The following is a 26,058-nucleotide window of genomic DNA, read 5'->3' on the forward strand; positions in this document are numbered from 1 at the left end:
GAATTGGACTATGCTGGAATCTATCTTGCCCCAAATATAGTCTAATTGCAGCTGGAACGTTTTCTTGTTCAATATTATTTCGAGGCTCCCACATAGTTCTGTGACAATGACTATTTGATGTTCCAGTAATCAGGTTTTATGAGAAACCATGAGTATATGCGGATATACTAACCACCGTGTTTAGTAATGATCCGCAAAAGAGCGCGCTGGCCGAGTTGCTTCGGCCGATTTTCGCTACCGACGTTGTCCCGCCAGCAAATGATAGTCAGCCAGTTGGTACCCAGCGTCCCAGCTCCGCACCCGCCCGCGAGTTGCGTGCCGTGCTACTGAGCTACGACGGCGCTATCCTCGCCGGCCACGTCATGCTCGACCTGCTTGAGGAAAACGGCTACGGCCCGCTCGACATCGACATCCTTACAGTAGCGCCGGAAAATCTACCCCTCGCGCTCGCGATCCAACACGCCGCCGCCTCCCGCGGCCTTGCCTACGACGTCGTCACCCAACTCGACGGTGCCCTGATCGGCCCAGATGCAACCGGCCGTACCGCCGTCGCCATCAAACTTTACGACGACGAACCCGCAGCAATCCCAGATCTGCCAGTAGCAGCAACTGCCGCCTTGATCGGCACAACGCTCGCGTCCTACACCGAAAACGACCTCATGAGTGGAGAAAAACATGACTGACGAAGCATTCGACTTTTGGGGAAACGGCGAAAAGCCGGGCGGAATCACCGGTGTTGGCCCGTGGGAAGGTCCGCTTCCAGACGATCCGCGATACGATCCGGAACTCTTGGCGAATGGCGATAAGCGTAACGTCGTCGACAAATACCGCTACTGGACGGTGGAAGCTATCCGTGACGATCTGGCCACCCACTCCACCAAACTGCATATCGCCATCGAAAACCTCGAACATGATCTGAACATCGGATCAATCGTGCGCACTGGAAATGCTTTCAACGTCAGCGGCGTCCATATTGTTGGCCGCAAACGCTGGAACCGGCGCGGCGCACTCGTGACCGACCGTTACCTCAACGTCCACCACCACCCAGACGTTGCCAGCCTGGCACAGTGGGCTCGCGAAAACGACTATGTGCTTGTTGCGGTAGACAACATGGAGGGTTCGACGCCGATCGCCGCCACTCCGTTACCGGAAAATGCGCTGCTGATCTTCGGGCAAGAATCCAACGGGCTGAGCGCCGAACTGTTGGCGGCCGCCGATTCGGCCGTCTATATTCCACAGTTTGGTTCCACGCGGTCCATGAATGTTGCGGCAGCGGCTGCGATTGCCATGCACATGTGGATTATGCAGCACGGGCCGCAGGAATAACGCCTAGATGCCTAGCGCTTGTGCGATTGCAGGTAGGAGCGTGGATGCGTCGTCGTCACACCGAATATCGGCGATGCGATCGAGCGCAGTTGGTCCTTGATTGATGATGACGACGTCGGCTTGGCGGGCCCACGCTTGGCGAGCCACCCACGCACCGGTACTCACAATCAGTGAAGTGCCCACAATCAAAATAACGTCACATTCGTTCGCGGCTGACATCGCATAGTCCATAGCCGGTGGCAGCGCTTCGCCAAACATGACGATGTCAGGCTTCATGATTCCACCACAATACGGACACGGAGCCGGATGGAAGCGGGACTCTTGGGCGAGCTGCTTGGCCGCCGCGGTGGCTTCCGCCAAAATCGCAATATCGCCCGGTACGGTGGGCCAGTTCGGGTTGAGCTGATCTAACAAAACCGCATATTCGGCGCGTGGGAGTCGCTTATCACACTGGGTGCATCGGGCGAACTGATATGTGCCGTGAAGCTCCCAGACATTTTGGCTTCCTGCCAGCGAATGCAAGCCGTCAATATTTTGGGTGGCAATGCCAGTAACGAGCTCGGCCTGTTCTAACTGGGCTAATGCGTGATGTGCTGGATTAGGCTCAATTGTCAATAGGTTGTGCCATGTTTCGTGATTGCGTTGCCACACCCAGTTTCGCCAATACTGGTGTGCGTGGAACATGTCGATATCCACTGTGGGCGTTGCCCCACCGCCAGTGCCGCGATAATCCGGCAAGCCAGAACCAGTTGAAACCCCGGCGCCAGTAAGAACAAGCGTGCGCCGAGAACGCATCAGATCTGCGATCTGCTCAGCAACTGGAGATGGCGGCTGGATAGTGAACTGATTAGGGCCTAGCGAATCATTCATATTCTCACCTTAGTTGCTTTTGGATAAACGTGTAGGGTGGACAGAAGCGTATCCGAGTGTAGTTTGACGATTGTCGCAGGCGATGCTTATGCGCACAATTTTCAGACACCGGATATTGTTATTCGGGGAGAGGAAGTCATATGATCTTCCATCGAAAAGGGCGAACTCGCTCACGACTTATTACGACGACGCTGATAGTTGGCCTGTTTTTAACGCCGTCGATTGCGAGCGCAGCAACTACAATCAACATTCCCGACGAACATTTGGCGAACTGCATCACCAAGGCTTTGAAAAAGCCGGCCGGAAGTGAGATCACTGACGACGACGTCAACGAACTGATCAAACTAACCTGCCGTCGAGGCGTCACTGATGTTACTGGCCTCGGTGCCTTCACTCAGCTAGTCAGACTTGATTTAGGTGAGAATCCGGGGCTTACGAACGTTGATGAGATTGCACCGCTAACTGGGCTAAAAAGTCTTAATCTGCAAAATAATACTGAGCTGGACAACGTCGACGTGATAAAGAATCATCCGACACTCCAGAAACTAGCTCTCAACAATATTGGTCTTGAAGATTCCGATTTGGAAAGGGTTATCGCGACCATACCAACGCTGACGTATCTTGCGGTGAGCAACAACAAGATTGAACATGTTTCGGCGTTGACTGCGGACGTGTTACCGAATCTGCGCGACATCCGGATCGCGAGCAACCGGGTAGTAGATCTGTCCCCGCTTGGACAATCACAGCTGACGAAACTTTATGCTGGTGGCCAAGTCAATGAATCTGGACCGACGATGTACGTTCCAGCCCGCGCGGATACTTTCATAATGAGTATGCAACGCCCAGATATTCTTACTACTACTGGGGACAACGGAATCGTTGTTGCTGGAGATCAGTACACGTCCGAATACGAACTAGGGACGGATACTGTCACTGTTAGTAATCTTGATGAGATGACCACCCAACTGGGGGTCAAGTTCCAGGACCCAGCTCCACGCGCCGGAGAGACCTTTACTGGATGGGTTTTCTATCCAGTTGTACAAGCTGACGTGACAAGTGAACCACCAACTACCGGCACGGTAGAAACAGCGTATTCACACCAGTTCACAGTGACCGAAGGTTTCCCGGTGTCAATGTGGACATGGACGTCGGCAGCTATTCCTGGGCTAAGTTTCGATCCGGCGACAGGATTATTGAGCGGGACACCTACGCAAGCTGGTCAGTTTGAGGCCAATATTGCTGCTGAAGACGAATTAGGAAATGCTATCGAGTACAGCACCACCGTTAATATCGAGCCAGTGCAGGTAACCCCGCCAGCTGGAGATATGACCCCGCCAGTTTCGGATGTGACTCCGCCAGTTGGAGATGTGACTCTACCGGTTGTTCACCCAGCAAGTAAGACGCCGCTAGCACAAACTGGAATGACCGGTTTCCTCGGCATGGGCATTGCGAGCCTGCTACTGATGAGTGCCGGTGGCGGTGTTCTCCTGATGCGTAAAAAGCGTACCGTCTGAATCTCTCGCCAGGCGTCTATCTACTATTACCCTCGCATAGATAGATACCTAGTGCACATAATTTCACGAACGGGACTGAGGGCTTAACAAGTGAGCACGAATAGTGCGATAATGGAACTGTTCTAACCACTACAAGAGGAGTATTCCCGTGGCAATTGCAACCCCAGAGGTTTACAACGAAATGCTTGACCGCGCTAAGGCCGGCAAGTTCGCATACCCAGCAATTAACGTTACGTCATCTCAGACGCTAACCGCTGCTATCCGTGGCTTTGCTGAGGCAGAGTCTGACGGTATTATTCAGGTTTCCGTTGGCGGTGCAGAGTACTGGTCAGGTTCAACTGTGAAGGACCGCGTTGCCGGCTCCCTCGCAATGGCAGCATACGCTCGCGAAATCGCAAAGAACTACGATGTCAACATCGCACTGCACACCGATCACTGTGCAAAGCAGAACATCGATTCTTGGATTCGCCCACTTATGGAGCTCGAAGCTGAAGAAGTCAAGGCTGGTCGTCTCCCATTCTTCCAGTCCCACATGTGGGACGGTTCTGCTGTTCCACTCGCAGAGAACCTTGAGATCGCTCAGGAAATGCTAGAGCTTGCTGTCAAGGCAAACACCATCCTCGAAGTCGAGATCGGCGCTGTTGGCGGCGAAGAAGACGGCGTTGTTGGCGAAATCAACGAGAAGCTTTACACCACTGCTGAAGATGGCATGAAGACCATCGAAGCTCTTGGTCTTGGCGAAAAGGGCCGTTACATCACCGCTCTTACCTTCGGTAACGTCCACGGTGCATACAAGCCAGGTCACGTCAAGCTTCGTCCAGAACTCCTTGGTGAGATTCAGGAAGAAGTTGGCAAGAAGGTTGGCAAGGAATCGCCATTCGATCTCGTTATGCACGGTGGCTCCGGCTCAACCGCAGAAGAAATCGCAACCGCTGTCCGCAACGGTGTTATCAAGATGAACGTCGATACCGATACCCAGTACGCATTCACCCGCCCAGTCGCTGAGTGGATGATGCGTAACTTCGATGGCGTTCTTAAGATTGACGGCGAAGTCGGCAACAAGAAGCAGTACGATCCACGCTCGTGGGGTAAGGCTGCTGAGACCGGCATGGCTGCGCGCGTTGTTGAAGCATGTGAGCGCCTCGGTTCCGTCGGAACCAAGATGCGCTGATCGAGCTGCGTCAACGCCTAGCATGCTGCGTTAAGTATGCACATAGGCTTGAAGGCGGGCATCCGATAGGGTGTCCGCCTTTGCAGTCTCTATTAGCCACTACACGGTTGCATAATTATTGAGCTCAATAATAAAATATGCGGAGTATCAGAACGGGAACAACGATGTTTCCCAACTAATATCAAGCTCAGAGCTTGAGGAGGCTGGCCATGGAGGCCCTCATTGTTGATGAACTAACGAAGATTCTTCCTACGCAACGCCCGCGCCCGGCTGAACTTTCGCGTACTCGGTTCAGCAACGAACCTTTCCAGTTTCAGATTGCCTGGCATGAGCCGCCGCATGGTATCGACCGGATCGAAACCACGATCACCATTTCCGCTGGTGATTTAGCAACTGTTCGATGCGAAGAAGCCATGCTTGTTCCGGTATCTACCCCGTTTTTTATGGGGGACGACGACGGTTATCTCGTCTCTCGCCCAGATCTTATGCCAGATGTTTTGCGTCCAGTGGAGACCAAAAAGACCAATAGTGCGGACGGTTCCGAATGGAGCTGTTTCGTTCAACAACGTCACCAGGGGTGGAATAGTGTGTGGGTGAGCGTCGATGACCCGGGCGCCTATATCACGGTAAAAGTCGGCGAAATCGTGCTACCAACACTAGAGGTGACAACGATTCCGGCCACCGTTCCAGAACCAGATATTGTCAACACCCGCTGGTTCCATTGTGATTCCTTAGCGCATACAGCTCATGTGTCAGTATGGAGTGACGAACACTGGCAGGCGATTGAAAACCAGATGATTGCTGCCCGGCGGATGCACATTAACTGTTTGCTGATGCCACTGTGGACCCCGCCGCTTGATACCGCTCCCGGAAAACGCCGGATGCCAACCCAGCTCTTAGACATTACGCGTACCGAAACCGGAGAGTACCTATTCGATACGGCACGGGCGGTGCGTTGGCTCGGCTTGCTGAAAAAGCACGGGTTTAGCGCTATCGAGATCCCGCATATTTTCACCCAGTGGGGAGCGAAAGCCTGCGCACAATTCTATATTCGGCAGGGCCAAGAGGTTCAGCCGGCTTTTGGCTGGGAGACCCCTGCTACCGCGCCAGAATACCGCGCATTCCTCGAACAACTTATTCCGTTTGTGCGTAGTTTCTTGAGCGAACATATGGATCCTGACTCGCTCTATTTCCATATTTCAGATGAGCCTGCCGAAAACAATGTGGACACGTATGTTGCAGCTCGTGCCCAAGTGCTCGACTTGCTTGACGGTTGCCACGTCATCGATGCTCTATCTGACGTGGCTTACCACGAACTTGTGGACACCGCCGTCGTCGCCACAGACGCAATCGACAAGTTCCGTGCCAGCGGTATCGAACCAGAATGGGTCTACTACTGTGTATGTCAAGAAACGAAACTTGCCAACCAATACATCGCCCAACGCCCGAACCGCCACCGCTATCTGGGGTTCCAGCTCTACAAGTCTGGCGCTCGCGGATTTTTACAGTGGGGATACAACTTTTATAACACGCAGCTGTCCACCGGGTATGTCGATCCGTTCTGGGAAAACGACGCCGGTGGCGGATTCATCTCCGGAGATGCGTTCATCGTTTATCCCGCGCCGAACGGTGAAGTCTGGGAAAGCCTGCGACACCGCATGGTGGGCGCCGGCTTCCAGGATCTAGCCGTCTGCCAATTCGCGGAAACCCTGATGGGGCGCGATGCGGTACTTGACATTATTGATCCGGACCAGACCCTCGATTATGCGAGCGGTTGGGTTTCGGAACAGGAACTGATCCGGCGTCGAGAGCGCCTCAACTCTACTATTGACGCCAAGCTACAAGAAAAAATGAAGGAACTATGAGCACGCCACAACATATCGAAGAAATTTCTGCCTCCACTGGTTTCCTCGTACCTCCGCGCACATGGCGTCCGGCCAGCGACTATCCGCATCACATCTCGCTCAACGGCGAATGGCGCTTCCGGCTTCACCCCACAGCCCAGCTAGATGATTCCCTCCCGTGGGAGACCATCACGTTACCGTGCCATTGGGCGTTTAGTTCCGAACGCGACGACGCCGGGCGGTTGCTGTGGACACGAGGCAAGCCGATCTACACTAACCAAAAGTTCCCGTTCGCACTCAACCCGCCGCACGTGCCGCAAGATAATCCCACCGGGGAACATGTGCGAACGTTCAACGTTTCCGCCCAAGCATTCGCTGACGTGGCTGCAGGCGGGCGCGCAATTATTCGGTTCCTTGGTGCTGAGTCCATTGCGCAGGTTCGGGTCAATGATGTTCTGGTTGCTACCTTGCGTGGGTCGCGGTTGATGCACGAAGTCGATATTTCTTCGGCTATCCAGGAGGGTACAAACACAATTTCGGTGGTTGTGAGCCAATGGTCGGCGATGAGCTACATCGAGGATCAAGACCAGTGGTGGCTGGCCGGCATTTTCCGTGACGTTGATTTTTATGTGGAACGCGCGGGAAGTTTCCGCGATGCCCGCGTTCACGGGGACTATGATCCACACACCGGCGTGTGCACGTTACACATCCGAGTTGAGTCCGACGGCGATACCTACACCTGCCGTATCGGGGACCGCGATTATGAGCTACGAACCGGGCGGTGGGAGCACGTCGTCGTCGAATCAGCGTTGCCGTGGAGCCCGGATGCGCCACACCTATATCCGATCACGCTTACCAATTCAGTAGATACCCGGACGATCCGGGTGGGATTCCGCCGGGTTGAGGTGTTCCGTGGAGATCGGCCACGAATCCTGCTCAACGGAAAGAAGCTAGAACTGCGTGGCGTTAATCGCCACGAAACCCACCCAGACAAGGGACGTGCTTTCGATCCAGACCAGCTCCGCCGGGATCTGACCATGATGAAACGGCACAACATCAACGCGATCCGGACCGCCCACTACCCTCACGATCCACGTTTTTACGATCTGGCAGATGAATTTGGGTTCTGGGTAGTGTGCGAAGTTGATCTGGAAACCCATGGATTTGTGTTTGCCGACTGGGCTGGTAACCCGTCTGATTCTCCGCAGTGGCGAGGCGTCTACGAGGATCGTGCCCTACGGACGGTTTCGCGCGATTACAACCATCCGTCGATTATTATCTGGTCGCTCGGGAATGAGTCTGGATACGGGGAAAACATGGCGCGCTCAGCGGCTTTGATTCGCCGGGAGGACCCGTCCCGTCCGATCCACTACGAAGGCGATTATGACGGGCGAATCACCGATATTCATTCCCGCATGTATTTGCCGATCGAACAGATTCACGCCATGTGTTCTCCTGGCGGTGACGTACCGATTTCTGATGTGGCAGTGTGGGGTCAGGTGCATCAGTTCCCGTTGATTAACTGCGAATACGCTCATGCGATGGGAAACGGGCCGGGTGCGTTGATTGACTATGACGAGTGTATTGAGCGCTACGAGCAGTATCATGGCGGTTTCGTCTGGGAATGGCGCGACCACGGCTTGCGTACCTGGGACAATGGCCAGGAATACTTCGGGTACGGCGGTGATTTTGGGGAGCGCACGCACGATTCGAATTTCGTGATGGACGGGTTAGTTCGGTCCGACGGCGTTCCCTCACCGGCACTTGCAGAGCTCAAGGCCGTCTACACCCCGGCCAAGTTGGTTGCTCGGGCAGAAGCGGGCCGGCTGATTGTTGATGTTCGTAACCGATACCATGCGCAACGCTCGCGTATTCTCACCACTCGTGTTTACGTGGGTGGGACCTGTTTAGGCGTACTAGAGCATGATGTTGCTCCGGGTGAACGTGAAACGCTCGTGTGGGAAAACGACGCTATTTCGCCAGAAGCTGTGATTGATCTGGTCTCGTGTCGCAACGAAGTCCCGATTCCGGGGAATGCGTGGGAAGAAGAAGGCTGGGAGGTGAGCCGTACCCAGATTCGTCCGCAGGTCCAACCGTTGCGGTATCCGGTCGGGGGCGTGATTGAACCCGCAACAGAACCGCTCGTGGAGCTCGACGGCGATCGGCTGATTCGTATTCTTGAGCTTCCGGTTGCTGATATTCGACCGTCGTTATGGCGGGCACCAACGGATAACGATGAATCGCGTGGGTTTGGGTCATTTAGTTTGGCAAGCCCAGGGAAGACGTTTGGTGCCGGCTTGGAAGGTGCGCCGTCGTCGGCAGATCTGTGGCGTGCTGCAGGACTGGATAAGATGGTATGTCACGAATGGCATACTGAGCTTTCGGGCGATGAGTACAGTGGACGATACGTGCGCGAAGAAGTCTGGGCGAGTGATCAGTCCCAAGCCAGAGTGAACGTCACCTGGCACTGGGAATGGGGCGTTGTCGACGGCGAACCAGTCGTCCGGTTGTCTACGGACGTGATGCCGTCAGCTAGCTGGCGTGGCTCGTGGCCACGAACCGGAATCCATGTTGCTATCCCGCGGCCAGAACATGTCTCATGGTACGGATATGGACCTGGTGAAGCATATTCGGATTCTCGCCAAGCAGTGACATTGGGGCACTTTGCTGCTGAACCGCAAGACCTAGAATTTGAGTACTCGGTTCCGCAAGAAAACGGGACGCGAATTGGGATGCGTGAGCTGGCCTTGAGCTATGGCTCATATGGGGTTAGCCTGCATGCGCATCCGCATATCAGTTTGCCGGAGTATTCCGATTACTATCCGTCATTTAGTCTGCATGAGCAGGACGAGTTTGCACTTACGGTCGCGCGCCACCCATACGAACTGGAAGAAAACGATGGATTCTGGCATCTATATCTTGATGGTGGCCAGCATGGTTTAGGTTCGCGCACATGCGGTCCAGATGTCTACCCACAACACGCATGGACACCACGGGCGGTGACTATCTCGTTAGATATAAAACGACATACTCGATGATTTCTCATCTCACACATTCTAAGCAACGGCGCTTAGAAAAGAGGGAAGGAGTAGAGAATGAGACTGAAGTGGAGAAAACCTGCAGCGTTAGTGATTGGATTCGCTATGGGAGCATCGTTGCTGCCAGAAGCTGCATATGCGAATGAAAAAGATGAGCTATCGACGGGCGAACAAGCTAAGTCGATAGTAGAAACATTTGGTAAGGGAGGTGATGGCGGATCATATTTGACAACGTCTGATGGTCGGCAAGTGATTCTTCGTGGACTCAATACGCATGGTTCGACGAAAGTAGCGAAAGACTGTATGCCGGAATACTACGAAACTGACATCGCTCGGGAACGCGGCGAACTCAGTAGTAACGCGGTAAGACTATTGATGCAGTGGAGATGTGTAGAGCCGCAACCGGGTGTGTACGATGATGCCTATCTTGATCGGATAGAAAGCCTAGTCAACACCTATAACTCTCATGGCATGACTGTTTTGTTAGACATGCACCAAGACCTTTACGGACCGGGTGTAGCTGATATTCCTGGTGTCGGAAATGGCGCTCCAGCGTGGGCAACATATACTGACGGGCTACCAGTAAATAAACATGATAACTGGGCTATGTATTATCTCGAAGATGGGGTTATTCGAGCATTCGATAATTTCTGGAATCACACCGGACAACATCCTGAACTAGCGGAGCATTATGCCAAAATGTGGGCTCATGTTGCTCATCGTTTTGCGCATCATCCTGGAGTTTTTGGCTACGATCTGATGAATGAACCATTCGCAGGTAAATCTCTTCCAGCATCGTTGGAAAAAGGGCCACTAGCTGATCTTTACACGCGGGTTATTAATGCAATTCGCGAAACGGATAACGATACTTGGATTTTCCTAGAACCAGTTGCCTTAGGTGCAAATCAGGGATTGGGAACACATCTGCCATACATCCCAGACCCACGCCAAGGACAACCAAAGATCGGTTATGCTCCGCACATGTACATGCTTGGTACTGAAGAAGGCGGGATGCCTCAGTGGTCAGCACTTGCAATTAAAGGGGCAATGCGATTGTGGCAAGCCAATGTTCGTCAACAAGCCAAAGATCTCTCGCCAGACGGGACGACTGTCCCCATCGTCGTCGGCGAATATGGACTTAACACTGACAAACCGGGTGGGCTGGAATATGTCAAGTATGCCCAATGGCGTTTAGGGATGATGGGAGCCTCTACTTTTTATTACTCCTCTGATCGCGGACAATGGGGGCCCTGGGATGAAAACGGCCATAATCGCAACACGCACGACTTATTGGCAACATGCTATGCCACAGTCGTAGGCGGCTTCTTGGATTCGCAAGAACCATTAGCTGATGGGTGTGGGATCTATTTTGAACGCGGTGATGGGCGCAATACCGAAATCCAGGTTCCATGGGCATCGGCGATTGACGATATCCGTGTTGAGGGGGCAACAATCGTTAGATTTAGTCCTGAAGAAAAAATACTGACAATTAACGCTGGAACTTTTGCGCAGTACAAGGAAGTTTGGGTAAAACGGGCTAAGTAAGTAGCTTCCGGACTACCAATATCTGTTGACAAGAAAAGTGTTATGTTACCGGATTCACTTTTTAGTGAACAGCGGTATAGTGTAATGGCAAGCAGAACAGTCATTCTGAACTCAAAGGGGAGAAAAATTATGACAACACTGTCGCATCGCAGCAAAGTCGCTGCCGTTTTGGCAACTGTTTCACTCGCAGCCGCAGGCTTGGCTGGTTGTTCATCGGACTCGGCTGGAAAAGCATCGTCCGGCGAAGACGGAAAGACAGAAGCCAAACTTGAGTACGTCCATCGTTTGCCAGATGGTGAAGGCATGGTCAAAGTTCAAGAAATCGTAGATCGATGGAACAAAGATCACCCGGATATGACAGTCAAGGCAACAAAATTCGATGGTAAAGCTGCAGATCTATTCCAGAAGCTTGAAAAGGATGTGGCAACTGATACCGCCCCATGTTTAGCACAGCTCGGATACTCCGAGGTCCCAGAGGCATTCGTGAAAGGCATGGTTGAAGACGTCACCAAGCAGGCAGAAAAGTACAAGGACAACTTCTCCGGTGCATATGGTCAGATGGCAGCCGGTGGAAAAGTCGTGGGTCTACCACAAGATACTGGCCCGCTCGTCTACTTCTATGACAAAGCAGAATTCGATGCTCTCGGGTTGTCCGTGCCAACAACACTCGACGAGCTGAAAGAAACTGCTAAGAAGGCAGCGGAACAAGGCAAGTACATTTTGAATTTCGAACCCGATGAAGCTGCTCACTGGCTTTCAGCACAGGCTGCTGCTGTAGGCGATCCGTGGTTCACTACCGAAAATGATAAGTGGAAGATCAATACCCAAAACAAGGGATCTGAGGTAGTAGCTAACTTCTGGCAAGAACTCATTGATGCCAAGGCAGTCACCACGATCAACCGCTGGGATGACGCATACACCAAGGCATTGACCGATAAGAAGGTTATTGGAAACATCGGTGCAGCTTGGGAAGCTGGTTTTATGCTTGACCCAGTTGTTCCAGAAGATGCTGAAGGTACTTGGCGAGTAGCTCTACTACCAGATTTCGGTGAAGGCGTGAAGACCGGCCCTGACGGTGGATCGGGCGTTGCCGTGATGAAGGGATGCAAGTACATCGACGAGGCAATGGAGTTCAACAACTGGTTCAACACCCAGACGGCAGATCTTGCAACACAAGGCCTCGTTGTTGCAGCTAAGGGAGACGTGACCACTCCAGAAAAGATTAAGCGTCAGTTTGGTGGACAAGACGTTTTCACTGAGCTTGCCAAGGCAAACCAGGGCTTGAACCCTGACTTCCAGTACATCCCAGGATTCTCTGCGGTAGGCCAAAAGATGGTTGATACGGCAGCGAACGTTATTGATTCCAAGGGCAAGATTGCCGATATTTTTGCGGCAGCTCAAGAAGAATCGATGAAGACGCTTAAGAATCTCAAACTACCAGTAGCCGAATAGTAGGTGATCCGCCGCCGAAAGAGACGTGATTGGTTGAGGACTATAAGGAATTTATATTGAGGCACACTATGACAAACACGGTAGAAATCGATAGCTCAAGAAAAAGAGGCAGACGCAGGCGCGAGCGCCATGAAGCCCTAACTGGTTGGATCTTCATGCTCCCGTTCGTTATCGGCTTCACGTTGGTTTTTCTGCTACCGATTGGGGCATCAATATATTCGTCGTTCTTCCAAGAAGTCTCCGACGGCGGCGGACTCTACGGCGGAAGCGAGCTCATCAAAGAGTTCGTTGGTTTAGATAACTACTACAACACTGTGGCCAATGAGAGATTCTGGATGGGAATTATGCGAGTAATTCTCTATACACTCATCCAGGTCCCCGTCATGATTTTTGTGGGCTTGGCATTGGCTCTTGTTCTAGACTCGCTGCTCGTTCGACACGTTGCGGTATACCGACTCGGCTACTTTTTGCCATTCGCTATCCCCGGTATCGTAGCGGCAATCATCTGGCTCTACATCTACACTCCAGAAATCTCACCACTTATTTCGCTGTTGAACTGGTTGGGGCTAGACGTTAATTTGATGAGCAAGAATCTCATTTTCTTCTCGATGGCAAACATGACTACCTGGACCTACACGGGCTATAACATGCTGATCTTCCTCGCAGCACTACAGGCGATTCCAACCGAGCTTGAGGAAGCGGCCCGGCTTGATGGAGCTACTGGGTTCCAGGTAGTAACAAAGGTGAAGGTTCCAATGGTTCGTGGGGCAGTGCTACTGTCCGTCCTCCTCTCAATTGTAGGAACGATCCAACTGTTTAACGAACCAGCTGTTTTGTCCACTGTGAACCGGTGGATGGGTGCTGACTACACTCCAATGATGATGGCGTACAACACTATGGTTGGGCAGATTACCCCATCTGGTGACGGGCCGGCAGCTGCTACTTCTATTGTGATGGCTGTGATTGCGGGTGGTTTAGCTGTGGTCTATGCATTGATTGAGCGGAAGGTGAATAACTAATGTCAAAAATGACCAAACGTATGCTCAGCGACGGAACCGAGTATGTTCCATCACGTGAAGGAATCCCGGCTCGTTCTATCGCGCCATCTGCTGTGGCTCGCTGGATCACCAGAGCTATCCTATTTCTTGCGCTCGTGTACTTCTTGTTCCCGGTTTATTGGGTGATTGTGGCATCCACGAAGACGAATTCCCAACTCGTGTCCACGAACGGTTTATGGTTCGACGATTTTAATTTGTTGAAGAACCATGACACGCTCATGGTGTGGACGCGCGGAATGTTTTGGCGGTGGGTATTGAATTCGTTACTCTACTCCACTGTTGCTGGGGTAGTTGGCACACTCATTTCTGTGATGGCAGGTTACGCAACCGCTAAGTTCAACTTTCCTGGCAAGGGAATTGCGATGGGCGTGATCATGTCCGGCCTGCTCATGCCAGCAGCGCTCCTCACTATTCCGCTCTACATTATTTTCCATCACATCGGAATCACCAATACAATGTGGGCGATTATCATTCCAGCTTGTGTGAGCCCATTTGGTGTGTTCTTGGGCCGTGTCTATGCGCAGACATCTGTGCCAACTGAGTTAATTGAAGCTGCTCGAATCGATGGTGCTAGCGAAGCTCGTATTTTCTTTACGATGGTGTTGCGGCTGCTAGCACCGGCGATGGTGACGATTTTCCTCTTTATTTTCGTAGGAACGTGGAACAACTTCCTGTTGCCGTTGATGATGGTGACGGCTGATGAAATTAAGCCAGTAACTCTTGGCCTGTACGGCATGATGAGTTACTTCGCCCCAGAAAAGGGAGCTGTGATGCTAGGCGCGCTATTGGGTGTTCTCCCATTGATTGTTCTCTTCCTTGCGTTGCAAAAGTATTGGCAGTCCGGCCTCGCAGCCGGCTCAGTCAAGGGCTGATAACCCGCAGACATAAAGTGGTGGCCACGAACAAAAGTTCGTGGCCACCACTTTGCTATTTAGCTGTTAGCCGCCGAAGCGATCGTTCAGGTAGCTGACAACTCCAGCGGATATTCCAGCCACCAGCGCGAACTGGGAGTGAGCAAGGCGTTTACCTTCGGCACGACGGCGCTCTCCACGCCGGAAGATCGCACGTTCAGTAAGGATCGACATGCCGAGAGAACCGGCAACCAGTGCGCCGCCGATTGCCAGCATATGGGGCTTAACATGGTGCTGGTCTGTATCTTTCAGATCAGCATCTGCATCTTTCGATTCAGCATCTTTCGGTTCTATATCTGAAATTGCGCCGGTTTTTGCTTTTTCTGATGCTATCTGGAAAGTAGCAGGTATAGCGCAGGACAATGTTTTCACTACGAATCGCATTGGCCGGGAACGAATCATATCTGGACTCGCATAGTAAAGAGTGATGCCAAGGCCGAGGGTAACGGCATCGAGCATCGCATGCGGATTACTTGAGCTCATCGTCAGGATCCTGATTATTTGGCATTGCTGTGGTTTCGGGCGCCGATACGTCAGGATGTGATTGCATCGGTGGAATCGGCTGTGCTGGCGGTGTCACTGGTGCTGAAGGCTGAGTATGCGACGTCGTCTGAGTCAGAATCGTTGGCTGCTCTGATGGCATCGGAGTAGGCGACGCTACGTTTGGATCGTACTGTGGTGTAAAACCGTATTCTGGTAGTTCAGTGGTCTGTTCTGGTTCCTTCTTACGAACCAAGAAGAACACGAGTAGTGCAATGGCTGCAATGATCGCAACTCCGATAGCAATCCACGCCCACAGTGGCATGCCTGAGGTCGCGCCTGCTGGTGCGAAGAGATCGCTGAAGTCAGTATTACCGGTCTTTTCACCTTCAACATAGATGCCATTCTTGATAATTGGTTCAAGACCTTCGTAGATAGCGCGGTTACCATCAATCGTTGCGCCATCAGCCTTGATAATCTTTCCTGGTGTAGCCACAACAACACGTGCATCAACGATGTCCATTAGCATTTTTGCTTCTGCCGGAATCTCGTCAGAAGTATCTTCGCGCATATCGATGACGTATGTTGAATCAGTTTCGGTGATTTTCTCGCCGTCGATAACTGATTCTGGAGTTTCAAAACTGATCCGGCAGCCGAGGCCATCTTTGGACGGCACTTCGGTCACATCCAGATGTTCTATCGCTTCATCTAGTGCGCCAGAAGGTAACTGTGCGACTTCTGGGCTTTTGCGCGCTTCGGCAATGACTTGATTAGCGAAATCGTCGCATGAAGAGATGTTTTCTTGGCTAAGAAGGCCGTATTGATCATGGAATTCCATTGCAATGGTGGCCGTTCCGTCTTCGTGGATCCCAGCGCCGGCGTCCACATGGCAGGCGCCTAAGGTCAGGGCAAGTACAGCTGTGGTTGCGTATGTTGCTATCTTCCGTGGCAGTCTCATATCGGCCTTTCGAATTTGGTGTACGTATTGTCAAAAAGTCTACTATAGTTATCGGCTTAAAATTATGACCCTAGAGGTTATATGGCCGTGGAGACCATCCGCTAGGGTCATAATTTAGTGGGACGAATAGTTATCGCAGTTGCGGTTCGTCGTCGTGATTACCAGCTTGCATTTCAGGTTCAGATAATGCTTCTGCGTTAATGTCGTCAACGGTTGGCTGGGCTAAGTCCCCCGGCTGAGTCGGTTCAGCTGGTGTAGCGGAAGTAGGCATCATCGGCGCATCTGGATTATGGTACGGAGCCGGTGTTAGCTCAGTAGTTGGCTTCTTACGGATAAGCAGGAAGATCAACACGCCAATAACAACGACGATGCCAACTCCGGCAACGATCCAGATCCATAGCGGAGTAGCAGAATTCTGCCCAATCTTTGCATCGTCTAGTGAGCCAGTGCCTTCTTTATGACCCTCAACAGTAATGCCCTTAACGATTGTGCTCAAAGACTTATATGTTGCTATGTTGCCGTTAATTTCGGCCCCTTCAGCTTTAATGATATCGCCGGGCATCGCAATGGTTAAAGTGAAAGTCCCCATGCTTTCAAGCATGCTTAGTTGAGCTGGAGGTACCTGCTGGCTGGTATCCTCGGTGGAAAAAATAAATGTGTCATCGGTTTCCTTGAGGTTTTTGCCGTCGATAGCACTTTTCTCTGACTCGGCAGTGAAACGGCAACCAAGATGACCATCGGTGCTTATGTCCGTAACCTTAACCTCGCCAGATCCACCTGGAACTTGGCTCTTGATCGCGGTTAGAAGGTCATCGCAACTATCCCCAGCACCCAGAGCGGCGAGTTTTCCGTCGTCGTCGTGCAATTCGACGACTGAGTTGACATTTCCATCGGGATGAATGCCGACGCCGAGGTCAACATGGCATGCACTGAGCGATACGGTAGCTGTCGCAGCAAGCGCAAAAAGAGCAAACTTCTTCAGTGAATATGAGGTCATAGGAATTCCTTTTCAACGTTTTATAAGTGATTCTAGGGAACAACGGCGTTTACGGCTAGTGCGATAACAAAATATCGGAAGCAATGAGGTGACCTAAGTGCGTCGATACATCGTTAACGGGCGATAGTGCGTTGTGTCACTCATCGTCTCTAAGCGAACATGAGTAGGTCTACCTAACCTCGAGAAAATTGTGATATAGCAGGGGTTTGGAAGGAACGATCCGGGAAATTGTGAATGTTCGGGTCCGATAGTCCCAGTAAAAACGTCGCTATCCCGGTAGCATAGTTATTGGCATAAAAACCATTCGTCGTCGTCAACTCTAGGAGGAAAAAGGATGACTGACATGTACACTATCGAGGCTGTTCGCGAAGGGGCACCATCGGTTGCCCCGGCCGATTTGGTCGAGTGGGTTACCAAGGTAGCTAACCTGACCGAGCCAAAGAACATTGAGTGGGCTGATGGATCTCAGGAAGAATGGGATCGCCTCACTTCGATGATGGTTGAATCAGGAATGTTCACCCGTTTGAACCCAGAGAAGCGTCCGAACTCCTTCCTCGCTCGTTCGCTTCCATCGGACGTGGCTCGTGTTGAGTCCCGTACCTTCATCTGCTCCGAGAAGGAAGAAGATGCAGGTCCAACCAACCACTGGGCAGATCCAAAGGAAATGAAGGAAACCCTCATTGGTGAGAAGGGTGTTTTCCGCGGTGCAATGCACGGTCGTACCATGTACGTCATTCCATTCTCCATGGGTCCATTGGGTGGTCCGATTTCTCAGCTAGGTATCGAGCTTACTGACTCCCCATACGTTGTTGTTAACATGCGTATCATGACCCGCATGGGTATCAAGGCTCTTGAGCTTATCGCTGAAGGTAAGCAGTGGGTCCCAGCAGTTCACTCTGTTGGTTCACCTCTGGAAGATGGCCAGGAAGACACCACATGGCCATGCAACGATGAGAAGTACATTACCCACTTCCCAGAGACCAATGAAATCTGGTCCTTCGGTTCCGGTTACGGCGGCAACGCACTTCTTGGTAAGAAGTGTTTCGCTCTTCGTATTGCTTCGACCATGGCTCGTCGCGATACTTGGATGGCTGAGCACATGCTCATCCTCCGCCTCACCAACGAAAAGACTGGTCGTCAGTTCCACGTAACAGCTGCATTCCCATCAGCTTGTGGTAAGACCAACCTCGCTATGCTCCAGCCAACCATTGCTGGCTACAAGGTTGAGACCGTCGGTGACGACATCGCATGGATGCGCCCAGGTGAAGATGGCCGCCTACGCGCCATCAACCCAGAGGCTGGCTTCTTCGGCGTTGCCCCAGGTACCTCCTACAAGACCAACCCAATGGCTATGGACACCATGCGTGCAAACACCATCTTCACCAACGTCGCATTGACCGACGACGGCGATGTTTGGTGGGAAGGCATCGACGGCGAGACCCCAGATCACTTGATCGACTGGCACGGCAATGACTGGACCCCAGAGTCCGGCGAGCCAGCAGCTCACCCGAACTCCCGCTTTACCACTCCAGCTTCTCAGTGCCCAATCATTTGCCCTGATTGGGAAGCTCCAGAAGGCGTTGCGGTTGACGCAATCCTCTTCGGTGGCCGTCGTGCAAACAACGTTCCACTCGTTGCTGAGCAGTACACCCCAGCTCACGGTGTCTTCATTGGCGCAAACGTTTCTTCCGAAGTTACCGCTGCAGCTCTTGACGTCAAGGCTGGCGCACTCCGCCACGATCCATTCGCAATGCTCCCATTCTGTGGCTACAACATGGCTGACTACTGGGGTCACTGGCTCGAGATGCAAGAAGAGCTTGGCGAGAAGTTCCCGAAGGTCTACCAGGTCAACTGGTTCCGCAAGGATGCCAACGGTAAGTTCCTCTGGCCAGGATTCGGCGATAACTCCCGCGTTCTTGACTGGATCGTTCGTCGCGTTGCTGGCGAAGTTGAAGCTGTTGAGGGTATGACTGGTCTCTACCCGAAGCGTGAAGACTTCAACCTTGAAGGCTCCGGCGTTTCCGAAGCTGATTGGGAAGCAATGTACACCCTTGATCCAGAAGCTTGGGAAGCTGAAACAGTTGAGACTGAAGAGTACTTCGCTAAGTTCGGTGACAGCGTTCCAGAAGCTCTTATGGACGAGCTCGCAGCTCTCCGTGAGCGCATCGCAGCTGCTAAGAACTGAATGTAGCTAAGCTATTAAGCTAAAAATGTGGCTCGGGTTTTCCCGAGCCACATTTTTTGCGTCCACAATATGAAATTGGGCCTGCCAGCCATAGAACTCATCATTGCTAGACGATAAAATATAGAGAGTTCAATCCAACGGAGGAGGAACAATGAAGCCGTTCGCAGGTAGCATGTCGATTCCTGGCTGGTCACGTATTTATGCTGGCAAGGTACATGACATGTATATTCCAGTTGATCAGCAATGGCATGCTGGTAACGAAACTATGCTTGTTGTCGCCTCTGATCGAATCTCGGTGCAAGACCGTGTTGTTCCAACTATCATTCCAGGTAAAGGAGAGCTCCTTACTAAGCTTGCATTATGGTGGTTTGAACGGCTCGACGATATCGTCCACAACCATTTAACAAGTGCGCAGGTGCCAGCTGAGGTAGCAGGACGAGCCATGATCGTCCGTCGCCTCCGCATGTACCCAGTCGAATGCACGGTTGCTGGATATATGACTGACACTATGCTCGATGAATATCAGAAAACGGGTGCGGTTAATGGCGTCGAGTTGCCAGCCGGTTTGCACGAAGGTGATCAGTTGCCAGCTCCTATTTTTCTGCCGGCGCGTAAGGGTGCCGTCGAAGCTGACGATGTTGACATCACTTTCGATGAATTTTCCTACATTGTTGGTGTGGATGCGGCGCGTTTAATTCGGCGTATATCACTAGCAATATATGAGCGAGGCCATGACGTGTGTATGGATGCAGGAATTATCTTGGCTACATGCAAACTTGAGTTTGGCTCATCTGCTGACGCTGGCGACGATGAAATTATTTTGGCGGACGAAGTTCTCACCCCGGACTCTGCAACTTTGTGGTTAAAAGATGACTATGTCCCTGGGCGGTCGCAAACGGCAATGGGGAAGCAATTTGTGCGCCGGTGGTTGGCTAGTACTGGTTGGGACCGTAACGCCGGAACTCCACCTCCGCCGTTGCCACATCACCTCGTTACTGCAACGCTGGAACGTTATCAAACAGTAGTAAAGATGCTCACTGAGACGAAATAGCGTCTTGTACGTGGCGCATACCACGTACATAGAATGAGATGATTAGTAAAGACTGGGCGTTCGTCCTTTTCGAAATATGTATCTGCGGTTTACTCTGTGAAGTAAGAAAAATATTTCAAGGAGTATGTATATGGATCCATATATCGAAAAGGTTTACGAAGAGTCACTTCGCCGAAACCCTACCCAACCAGAATTCCAACAAGCGGTACAAGAAGTTATTGAATCGGTTCAACCGCTACTACTATCGCGCAAGGATTACCAAGATGCAGCCATTCTGGCGCGCATTATTGAGCCTGAGCGTCAAATTATGTTCCGGGTGGCATGGGAAGATGACAATAACCAAGTCCGCGTTAATCGTGGCTACCGCATCCAATTCAACTCTACGCTTGGTCCATACAAAGGTGGATTGCGGTTCCATAAATCAGTCACTCTGTCCGTGGTGAAATTCCTTGGGTTTGAACAAATCTTCAAGAATGCTTTGACCGGTCAAGGTATCGGCGGCGGCAAGGGTGGGTCTGATTTTGATCCGCATGGTAAGTCAGACAACGAAGTTATGCGCTTCTGTCAGGCGTTTATGACCGAGCTTTCCCGGCACATCGGTGCAGATATTGACGTTCCCGCAGGTGATATTGGTGTTGGAGCGCGCGAAATTGGTTACCTGTTTGGGCAGTACAAGCGGTTATCGAACCGCAATGAGGCCGGTGTACTCACTGGTAAGGGCCGAAACTGGGGCGGTTCCTTAGCTCGTACCGAAGCTACTGGCTATGGCCTTGTGACGTTCGCACAAGCGATGCTTGGGGAACGTGGCGAAGATATGGAAGGTAGTAAGGTTATTGTTTCCGGTTCAGGAAACGTGGCCACATATGCGATCGAAAAAGCCCAGATGCTCGGTGCTAAGCCGATTTCAATTTCGGATTCTTCTGGTGCCGTGTACGATCCAGATGGGATCGACGTCGAGCTTCTCAAGCAAGTCAAGCAGGTTGAGCGTGGTAGAGTCTCAGACTACGCCGAACGCCGCCCTAATGCGCAATTCCTGGCCGGAGAACGGGTCTGGGGAATCGCTGGTGACATTGCGCTCCCATGTGCGACCCAAAACGAGATGGATGAGGCTGACGTAGCGACCTTGGCTAAGAACGGAGTTAAGCTCATCGCTGAGGGTGCGAATATGCCATTGACGCCGCGGGCTATTGAAGCGGCTCAGTCATCTCATATTCTCTATGCTCCAGGGAAGGCATCGAACGCTGGTGGTGTTGCTACTTCTGCTTTGGAGATGCAACAGAACGCCGGTTTGACGCAATGGCCATTCGTGAAGGTAGAGAACCGGTTAGATAAGATCATGCTGGATATTCATCGTGAGTGCTTGGAAACTGCGCATGAGTTCGGCAAGCCGGGGGACTACCTTGTAGGTGCGAATATTGCAGGATTCCGCAAGGTGGCTGACGCCATGCTTGACCAGGGAATCATCTGATTTATCGTTAGATAGACGTGGGGACGTAACGAGGTTGCGTCCCCACTGTTGTTTATCGACGACGACGCAACCGTCTACAATACTTAGTATGAAGAGAAAAGTTGATCCGGCGGCAGGAATGTCACTTGTGCGATCATTTGCTCGTGGTGATGAGTTGACGGTGTCGCAACAACGGATGGCGGTACGGTTCGCGTTAGAAGAATTTGCGAGTCGTCACCCTGGGCGATCGGTAGAAATCCGAGTGCCGTGGGCTGGGGCAGTGCAGGCTATCGATGGCCCAGTGCATACCCGTGGTACACCGCCGAATGTGGTGGAAATGGATGCGCAGACATGGCTGGAATTGGCCGTCGGAAAACCGGCCTCAGGAACAATCAAGGCGAGCGGGTCGCGCTCAAACTTGGAAGAGTTTTTGCCGTTATTTGGCTCTGGGCAACTTGGTGAATAACCAGCAGAAATAGGGTGAAAAGGGTACAGAAATGTTCCAGCCAGGCCATCTGGCCCGGCTGGATAACAAATCTTCGTGCGCGTCACTTATGTGGCGGCATCCAATCGTCCTCGTCCCAGTCTACTGCTGGGGGTACATCATACGAATCGTAATCTGACCAATCGCCATCCGATTCATCGGAAGCATCATCAGCAGACGAAGCGCTGGATTTCGCAACCAGCTCTCTTTCAAGGGCTGCGTAATCCGTTTCAGGACTGAAATACTTTAGATCACGTGCGACTTTTCGCTGTTTGGCTCTTTGACGGCCGCGTCCCATCGGGATCCGACCCCCCTCAACTCGTTTTGGGGCGACGCGAGGTGGCCCCTTCATGTACTTAATTGTTCTCGTTGAACTACTTTACAACGAATCGGTCCCTAATCTCCACGTGGAGGTAAAGGAATTAGAATTTTCCCACTATTCGCCACCTTATTTTCCAGTAATAATTCAGTAATGCGACTTCGGGTTAATGTCTTATACATCTGTAGTTGGGGTACATTTGTGGGAAATCATATCTAGGTCGTACATTCCTTATTTAATGTTCGTTTTATAATTGAAGTGGACAATTTGTAATCAAGCATTTATAGAGACAAATCGTTATATATGTTGGCTTTATGGTGCGGAAGGAAAGATATAATGACCGAGTTTGATACTGAGCTCATGACCCCTGCTGAAGTTGCAGCACTTTTCCGTGTAGACCCAAAGACTGTTGCTCGCTGGTCTGATTCCGGAAAGATCCCATCGATTCGTACTCTCGGTGGACACCGTCGCTTCCGCCGTTCAGACATCGTTGCAATCTTGGAGAACAATACAACTGAAATTGACTGACTTTTTTCGTGTGTGATTGACAAGTGGGGCGTCAGACTTTTAGTCTGACGCCCCACTTTAGTATTGTTAAGCTACTTCATTGCTTTGCGGATAATGAGGGCTGCAACGCTGAATGCTACACCAGCAATAATACCGATAGCTTTTTTATCGCCAGCAGCAGCATCATGAGCCAAGGCTTGCGCCTTTGCTTTAACTTCCTCGACTTTTTCCTTCATAGCTGACGTTAAATCTTCTTTGAGTACTTGAGGATCAAGCTTCGCGGCAAGCTCATTGACAGTTGCCGTCATTTCTTCCCGAACTCGTTCGATATCACGCTGTATTTCAGCGGCGCTACGATTATCTTCGATTCCAGCTGGGGCCTCGTAATCAGCAGCTGATTTTGAATGTGCCGCCAAGCGGGCAGCCTCGTTTATATTGCTCACTTTTCAAATCCCTTCTTGATGGCCTCAACGTTTTTCACAAGTCCAGCCTTGGGATTGACCGTAGCCTGGGACGCTTTGTCAATTGATTTCTTTCCTACAAGAGCCAAAATAAGAATGATGACAAGCAAAATACCAGCCGTAATCAGATAGCCGGCCCATATTGGCAGAATTATTGCAAACGCCCATGCAATACCGGTAAACAAGAAACCGAGCATATAGAGTGCAAGGATTCCGGCTACTGCCAACAGTACGCCACCGATTCCTAAGCGGGTTACTTTAGCTTTAGCCTGCAGGCCGGTGTATTTGATTTCATCGCGAACCAGTGCTGAAAATTGGCTTGTAATTTTAGCGATAAGCTCACCGATCGAACCGCCGGAAGACGGTGTTGATGATTCCACCATATTGATTTGGTTGGTGTGTTCAGTAGCCACGAACTACTCCTTAGTGGGTTTCTCTAGCCCTTGGGTAGATTTAATTTATGTTCCCATTCTTTCATGAATACAGTTAAAAGTTCGAGTTTCTATTTAATAATTATGAAAGTCGACCAGACATTTTTGCCATGATTGAGCGAATTGGGCGAAGAAGAATATTTCCTTCTGGTAAGTTGAACAACTTCAGTAGCCCAACATAAACGATTCCCATGGCAAAAGTGACAACGATGATTGAGATAACTGCCAGCGAAAACGAACTGGCGACATTACGGTAGCCGAAGCCGAGCATGATGATAAACCCGAGTGTCCCAGAAATAGCGCCTAGTAGTGTGAGTTTGAGATGGGTCCGGATTATTCTACGTCCGTCAATGCCGCCGAGGCGTCGTCGTAACACAACTGCATGGACGATCATGATAACGGTATTTTCCAGCGAGAAAATAATGCACAGTCCAACTACCGTCCACTGTGGCGGAATAAGCGACATCTGTAAATAGAGTAGCGGTGTGATGATCTGGAAAGGCAGAGCAAGCCAAAAAGCAGTTTTGGTGTCTTCAAAAGCATAGAACACCTTCATCAGAACCATGTCTGCCGCTGCGAATACTAGACCGAGCGTCATCGCACCCAACACCCAAGCTAGAGCCCAAGCCTCTTGTGGCGTGGAGGTCGGCGTGACCACTTTAGCTACTGGCACTGCTAAGACGAAAATAAGCGCGGTTGCCAAAATATTGAATACACCGATGGTACGGATTGATACTGAGACATCGGCACGAACCGCTGCAAAGTCTGACCGGGCGGCAGCTCGAGACATGCGTGGGAATACCGCCGTGATGATCGATATGGTGACCAACGATGATGGCAGCGAATAGATAGCGTAGGCGATTGTGTACATGAAGTTGCCAGCAACCAGCGTCGTATCTAGGCCAGCGTCTAAAGCACGTTGCGTAGCTCCGGCAGCAATATTGACCAAGATCATGAATGGGACTAGACCCGTAATCATGAGGGCCAAAACCCAGCTACCGGCCCGTCCGACGTCGCCCAAACCCGAGTTACGCCACTGGAAATCAGGACGATAACGGATTCCCAAGCGGTGAAGCGGCCAGAACAAGATGACTGCTTGAGAAACGATTCCGAGGGTGGAAACTCCGGCGAGAATCACCGTGGGAGCGCCGGCCCAGTCCGCTGCTGACGACGGCGCCGTGGAGTCTTCTGGACCGAACAAGATGAGCATGAGGATTAAACCGGCGATGGCAACGATGTTGTTCAGGGCAGGCGACCACATGTACGGTCCGAACTTTTCATAGGCGTTGAGAATCTGACCAAGGACGGCGTAGAGGCCGTAGAAGAAGATTTGCGGCAGACACCAGAACGAGAAAATGACGGTGAGCCGGTACCACTCCGTTGACATGGTTGCGGCATAGAAATTAACGATTAGCGGCGCAGCCAAGGTGATCGCTAGTGTTATCGCGCCAAGGGTAACGAATGAAAAAGTAAGGAGCTTGTTGATGAAGGCGACGCCGTCGGTGCGGGATTTCTCGGTAGCGCGCACGATTGCCGGGACAAGTACCGCGTTCACCAGTCCGCCCGCGATGATTCCGTACAACAGGTTTGGGACATTGTTAGCGACGTCGAAAGAATTTGCTACCGGAGTGGAAACGCCAACGACTGCGCCCAGGAGAATTGGCGATCGCACCATACCTAGGGCACGGGAAACAAGGGTTCCGAGGAACATGATGAGCGACGAACGCGCGGCTGACGTTTGATTTTTCTGGGGGACGACGACGGCGGGCCGCCTGTTGCGTACCTTCATAGTTGCCGACCGAGGCGTTGAACCTTGGCCGTGTCGAGGCGTGAAGCGATTTCCGGAACGAAAGTGCATGGAACTAGTGTACCGGTCTTTTTACGAGGGAGCGGAATATGAAAATTTCCCCTTGCTATGGCAAGAGGAAATAATGGCGACCCTGACGGGACTTGAACCCGCGACCTCCGCCGTGACAGGGCGGCGCGCTAACCAACTGCGCTACAGGGCC

The 26,058-nt window shown here is 51.7% G+C and carries 23 protein-coding genes and 1 tRNA gene; 15 read left to right on the forward strand and 9 right to left on the reverse strand.

From position 1 onward, the window contains the following. The first annotated feature begins 176 nt into the window (after nt 1-176). Both KSO86_RS08190 and KSO86_RS08195 read left to right on the forward strand, forming a co-directional pair. Complete coding sequence (locus tag KSO86_RS08190) at nt 177-683, forward strand: hypothetical protein (protein ID WP_216432067.1); 507 nt, start codon at nt 177-179, stop codon at nt 681-683. Next, nucleotides 676-1,326, forward strand: coding sequence for a TrmH family RNA methyltransferase (locus KSO86_RS08195; protein ID WP_216432069.1), 651 nt, complete (start codon nt 676-678; stop codon nt 1,324-1,326). The genes KSO86_RS08190 and KSO86_RS08195 overlap by 8 nt, the downstream gene beginning before the upstream one ends. A 3-nt stretch (nt 1,327-1,329) precedes the next feature. On the opposite strand, the gene KSO86_RS08200 is transcribed toward KSO86_RS08195, so the two are convergent. Further along, nucleotides 1,330-2,196: an SIR2 family NAD-dependent protein deacylase gene (locus KSO86_RS08200; RefSeq protein WP_216432070.1), complete on the reverse strand. Its 867-nt coding sequence runs from the start codon at nt 2,194-2,196 to the stop codon at nt 1,330-1,332. Nucleotides 2,197-2,336: 140 nt separating this feature from the next. On the opposite strand from KSO86_RS08200, the gene KSO86_RS08205 reads away from it, so the two are divergent. From KSO86_RS08205 to KSO86_RS08240, 8 genes are all read left to right on the forward strand, one after another. Further along, a complete protein-coding gene (locus KSO86_RS08205) occupies nt 2,337-3,710 on the forward strand; it encodes a putative Ig domain-containing protein (protein ID WP_216432072.1) in 1,374 nt (457 codons plus the stop codon). A 148-nt stretch (nt 3,711-3,858) separates the two neighbouring features. Continuing rightward, entirely contained in the window at nt 3,859-4,881 is a 1,023-nt protein-coding gene (fbaA, locus tag KSO86_RS08210) for a class II fructose-bisphosphate aldolase (protein WP_216432076.1), read from the forward strand. 209 nt (nt 4,882-5,090) lie between these two features. Continuing rightward, on the forward strand, nt 5,091-6,746 hold the full coding sequence (locus KSO86_RS08215; RefSeq protein ID WP_216432078.1) for a DUF4091 domain-containing protein: 1,656 nt from the start codon (nt 5,091-5,093) through the stop codon (nt 6,744-6,746). Continuing rightward, complete coding sequence (locus KSO86_RS08220; RefSeq protein WP_216378770.1) at nt 6,743-9,763, forward strand: glycoside hydrolase family 2 TIM barrel-domain containing protein; 3,021 nt, start codon at nt 6,743-6,745, stop codon at nt 9,761-9,763. Before KSO86_RS08215 ends, KSO86_RS08220 begins: the two co-directional genes overlap by 4 nt. Before the next feature lie 57 nt (nt 9,764-9,820). Continuing rightward, nucleotides 9,821-11,308, forward strand: a complete 1,488-nt coding sequence (locus tag KSO86_RS08225; protein ID WP_216378771.1) for a glycoside hydrolase family 5 protein — start codon at nt 9,821-9,823, stop codon at nt 11,306-11,308. A 129-nt stretch (nt 11,309-11,437) separates the two neighbouring features. Beyond that, a complete protein-coding gene (locus tag KSO86_RS08230; protein ID WP_216378773.1) occupies nt 11,438-12,760 on the forward strand; it encodes an ABC transporter substrate-binding protein in 1,323 nt (440 codons plus the stop codon). A gap of 68 nt (nt 12,761-12,828) precedes the next feature. After that, on the forward strand, nt 12,829-13,779 hold the full coding sequence (locus KSO86_RS08235; protein WP_216378775.1) for a carbohydrate ABC transporter permease: 951 nt from the start codon (nt 12,829-12,831) through the stop codon (nt 13,777-13,779). Further along, nucleotides 13,779-14,690: a carbohydrate ABC transporter permease gene (locus KSO86_RS08240; protein WP_216378777.1), complete on the forward strand. Its 912-nt coding sequence runs from the start codon at nt 13,779-13,781 to the stop codon at nt 14,688-14,690. Before KSO86_RS08235 ends, KSO86_RS08240 begins: the two co-directional genes overlap by 1 nt. 66 nt (nt 14,691-14,756) lie before the next feature. Here the strand turns inward: KSO86_RS08240 and KSO86_RS08245 are convergent, their stop codons facing one another. The 3 genes from KSO86_RS08245 to KSO86_RS08255 all read right to left on the reverse strand — a co-directional run bounded on the left by KSO86_RS08245 (nt 14,757) and on the right by KSO86_RS08255 (nt 17,164). Next, nucleotides 14,757-15,212, reverse strand: a complete 456-nt coding sequence (locus tag KSO86_RS08245; RefSeq protein WP_216378779.1) for a hypothetical protein — start codon at nt 15,210-15,212, stop codon at nt 14,757-14,759. After that, nucleotides 15,199-16,167, reverse strand: a complete 969-nt coding sequence (locus KSO86_RS08250; RefSeq protein ID WP_216378781.1) for a hypothetical protein — start codon at nt 16,165-16,167, stop codon at nt 15,199-15,201. Before KSO86_RS08250 ends, KSO86_RS08245 begins: the two co-directional genes overlap by 14 nt. Nucleotides 16,168-16,297: 130 nt before the next feature. After that, nucleotides 16,298-17,164, reverse strand: coding sequence for a hypothetical protein (locus KSO86_RS08255; protein WP_216378783.1), 867 nt, complete (start codon nt 17,162-17,164; stop codon nt 16,298-16,300). Between the two features lie 334 nt (nt 17,165-17,498). Here KSO86_RS08255 and KSO86_RS08260 point away from each other — a divergent pair, with 334 nt between their 5' ends. The 4 genes from KSO86_RS08260 to KSO86_RS08275 all read left to right on the forward strand — a co-directional run bounded on the left by KSO86_RS08260 (nt 17,499) and on the right by KSO86_RS08275 (nt 22,313). Further along, a complete protein-coding gene (locus tag KSO86_RS08260; protein ID WP_216378785.1) occupies nt 17,499-19,349 on the forward strand; it encodes a phosphoenolpyruvate carboxykinase (GTP) in 1,851 nt (616 codons plus the stop codon). Nucleotides 19,350-19,500: 151 nt separating this feature from the next. Continuing rightward, nucleotides 19,501-20,400 carry a phosphoribosylaminoimidazolesuccinocarboxamide synthase gene (locus tag KSO86_RS08265; RefSeq protein ID WP_216378787.1) on the forward strand — a complete coding sequence of 300 codons (900 nt, stop codon included), beginning with the start codon at nt 19,501-19,503 and terminating at the stop codon, nt 20,398-20,400. A 130-nt stretch (nt 20,401-20,530) separates the two neighbouring features. Next, nucleotides 20,531-21,868, forward strand: a complete 1,338-nt coding sequence (gene gdhA, locus KSO86_RS08270) for an NADP-specific glutamate dehydrogenase (protein WP_216378788.1) — start codon at nt 20,531-20,533, stop codon at nt 21,866-21,868. Between the two features lie 88 nt (nt 21,869-21,956). Beyond that, entirely contained in the window at nt 21,957-22,313 is a 357-nt protein-coding gene (locus KSO86_RS08275) for a sterol carrier family protein (protein WP_231699872.1), read from the forward strand. 82 nt (nt 22,314-22,395) lie between these two features. On the opposite strand, the gene KSO86_RS08280 is transcribed toward KSO86_RS08275, so the two are convergent. Then, nucleotides 22,396-22,629: a DUF3073 domain-containing protein gene (locus KSO86_RS08280; protein ID WP_216378816.1), complete on the reverse strand. Its 234-nt coding sequence runs from the start codon at nt 22,627-22,629 to the stop codon at nt 22,396-22,398. A 357-nt stretch (nt 22,630-22,986) separates the two neighbouring features. Here KSO86_RS08280 and KSO86_RS08285 point away from each other — a divergent pair, with 357 nt between their 5' ends. Beyond that, a complete protein-coding gene (locus tag KSO86_RS08285; protein ID WP_168917182.1) occupies nt 22,987-23,178 on the forward strand; it encodes a BldC family transcriptional regulator in 192 nt (63 codons plus the stop codon). A gap of 71 nt (nt 23,179-23,249) precedes the next feature. On the opposite strand, the gene KSO86_RS08565 is transcribed toward KSO86_RS08285, so the two are convergent. The 4 genes from KSO86_RS08565 to KSO86_RS08305 all read right to left on the reverse strand — a co-directional run bounded on the left by KSO86_RS08565 (nt 23,250) and on the right by KSO86_RS08305 (nt 26,058). Then, complete coding sequence (locus KSO86_RS08565; protein WP_216378789.1) at nt 23,250-23,600, reverse strand: DUF3618 domain-containing protein; 351 nt, start codon at nt 23,598-23,600, stop codon at nt 23,250-23,252. Then, nucleotides 23,597-24,031 carry a phage holin family protein gene (locus KSO86_RS08295; RefSeq protein WP_308165734.1) on the reverse strand — a complete coding sequence of 145 codons (435 nt, stop codon included), beginning with the start codon at nt 24,029-24,031 and terminating at the stop codon, nt 23,597-23,599. The genes KSO86_RS08565 and KSO86_RS08295 overlap by 4 nt, the downstream gene beginning before the upstream one ends. Before the next feature lie 100 nt (nt 24,032-24,131). Continuing rightward, a complete protein-coding gene (gene murJ, locus KSO86_RS08300; protein WP_216378790.1) occupies nt 24,132-25,907 on the reverse strand; it encodes a murein biosynthesis integral membrane protein MurJ in 1,776 nt (591 codons plus the stop codon). A 74-nt stretch (nt 25,908-25,981) separates the two neighbouring features. Then, nucleotides 25,982-26,058 (reverse strand) — tRNA-Asp (locus KSO86_RS08305).

Source organism: Arcanobacterium phocae, from assembly GCF_018913465.1.
Classification (GTDB): Bacteria; Actinomycetota; Actinomycetes; order Actinomycetales; family Actinomycetaceae; genus Arcanobacterium; species Arcanobacterium phocae_A.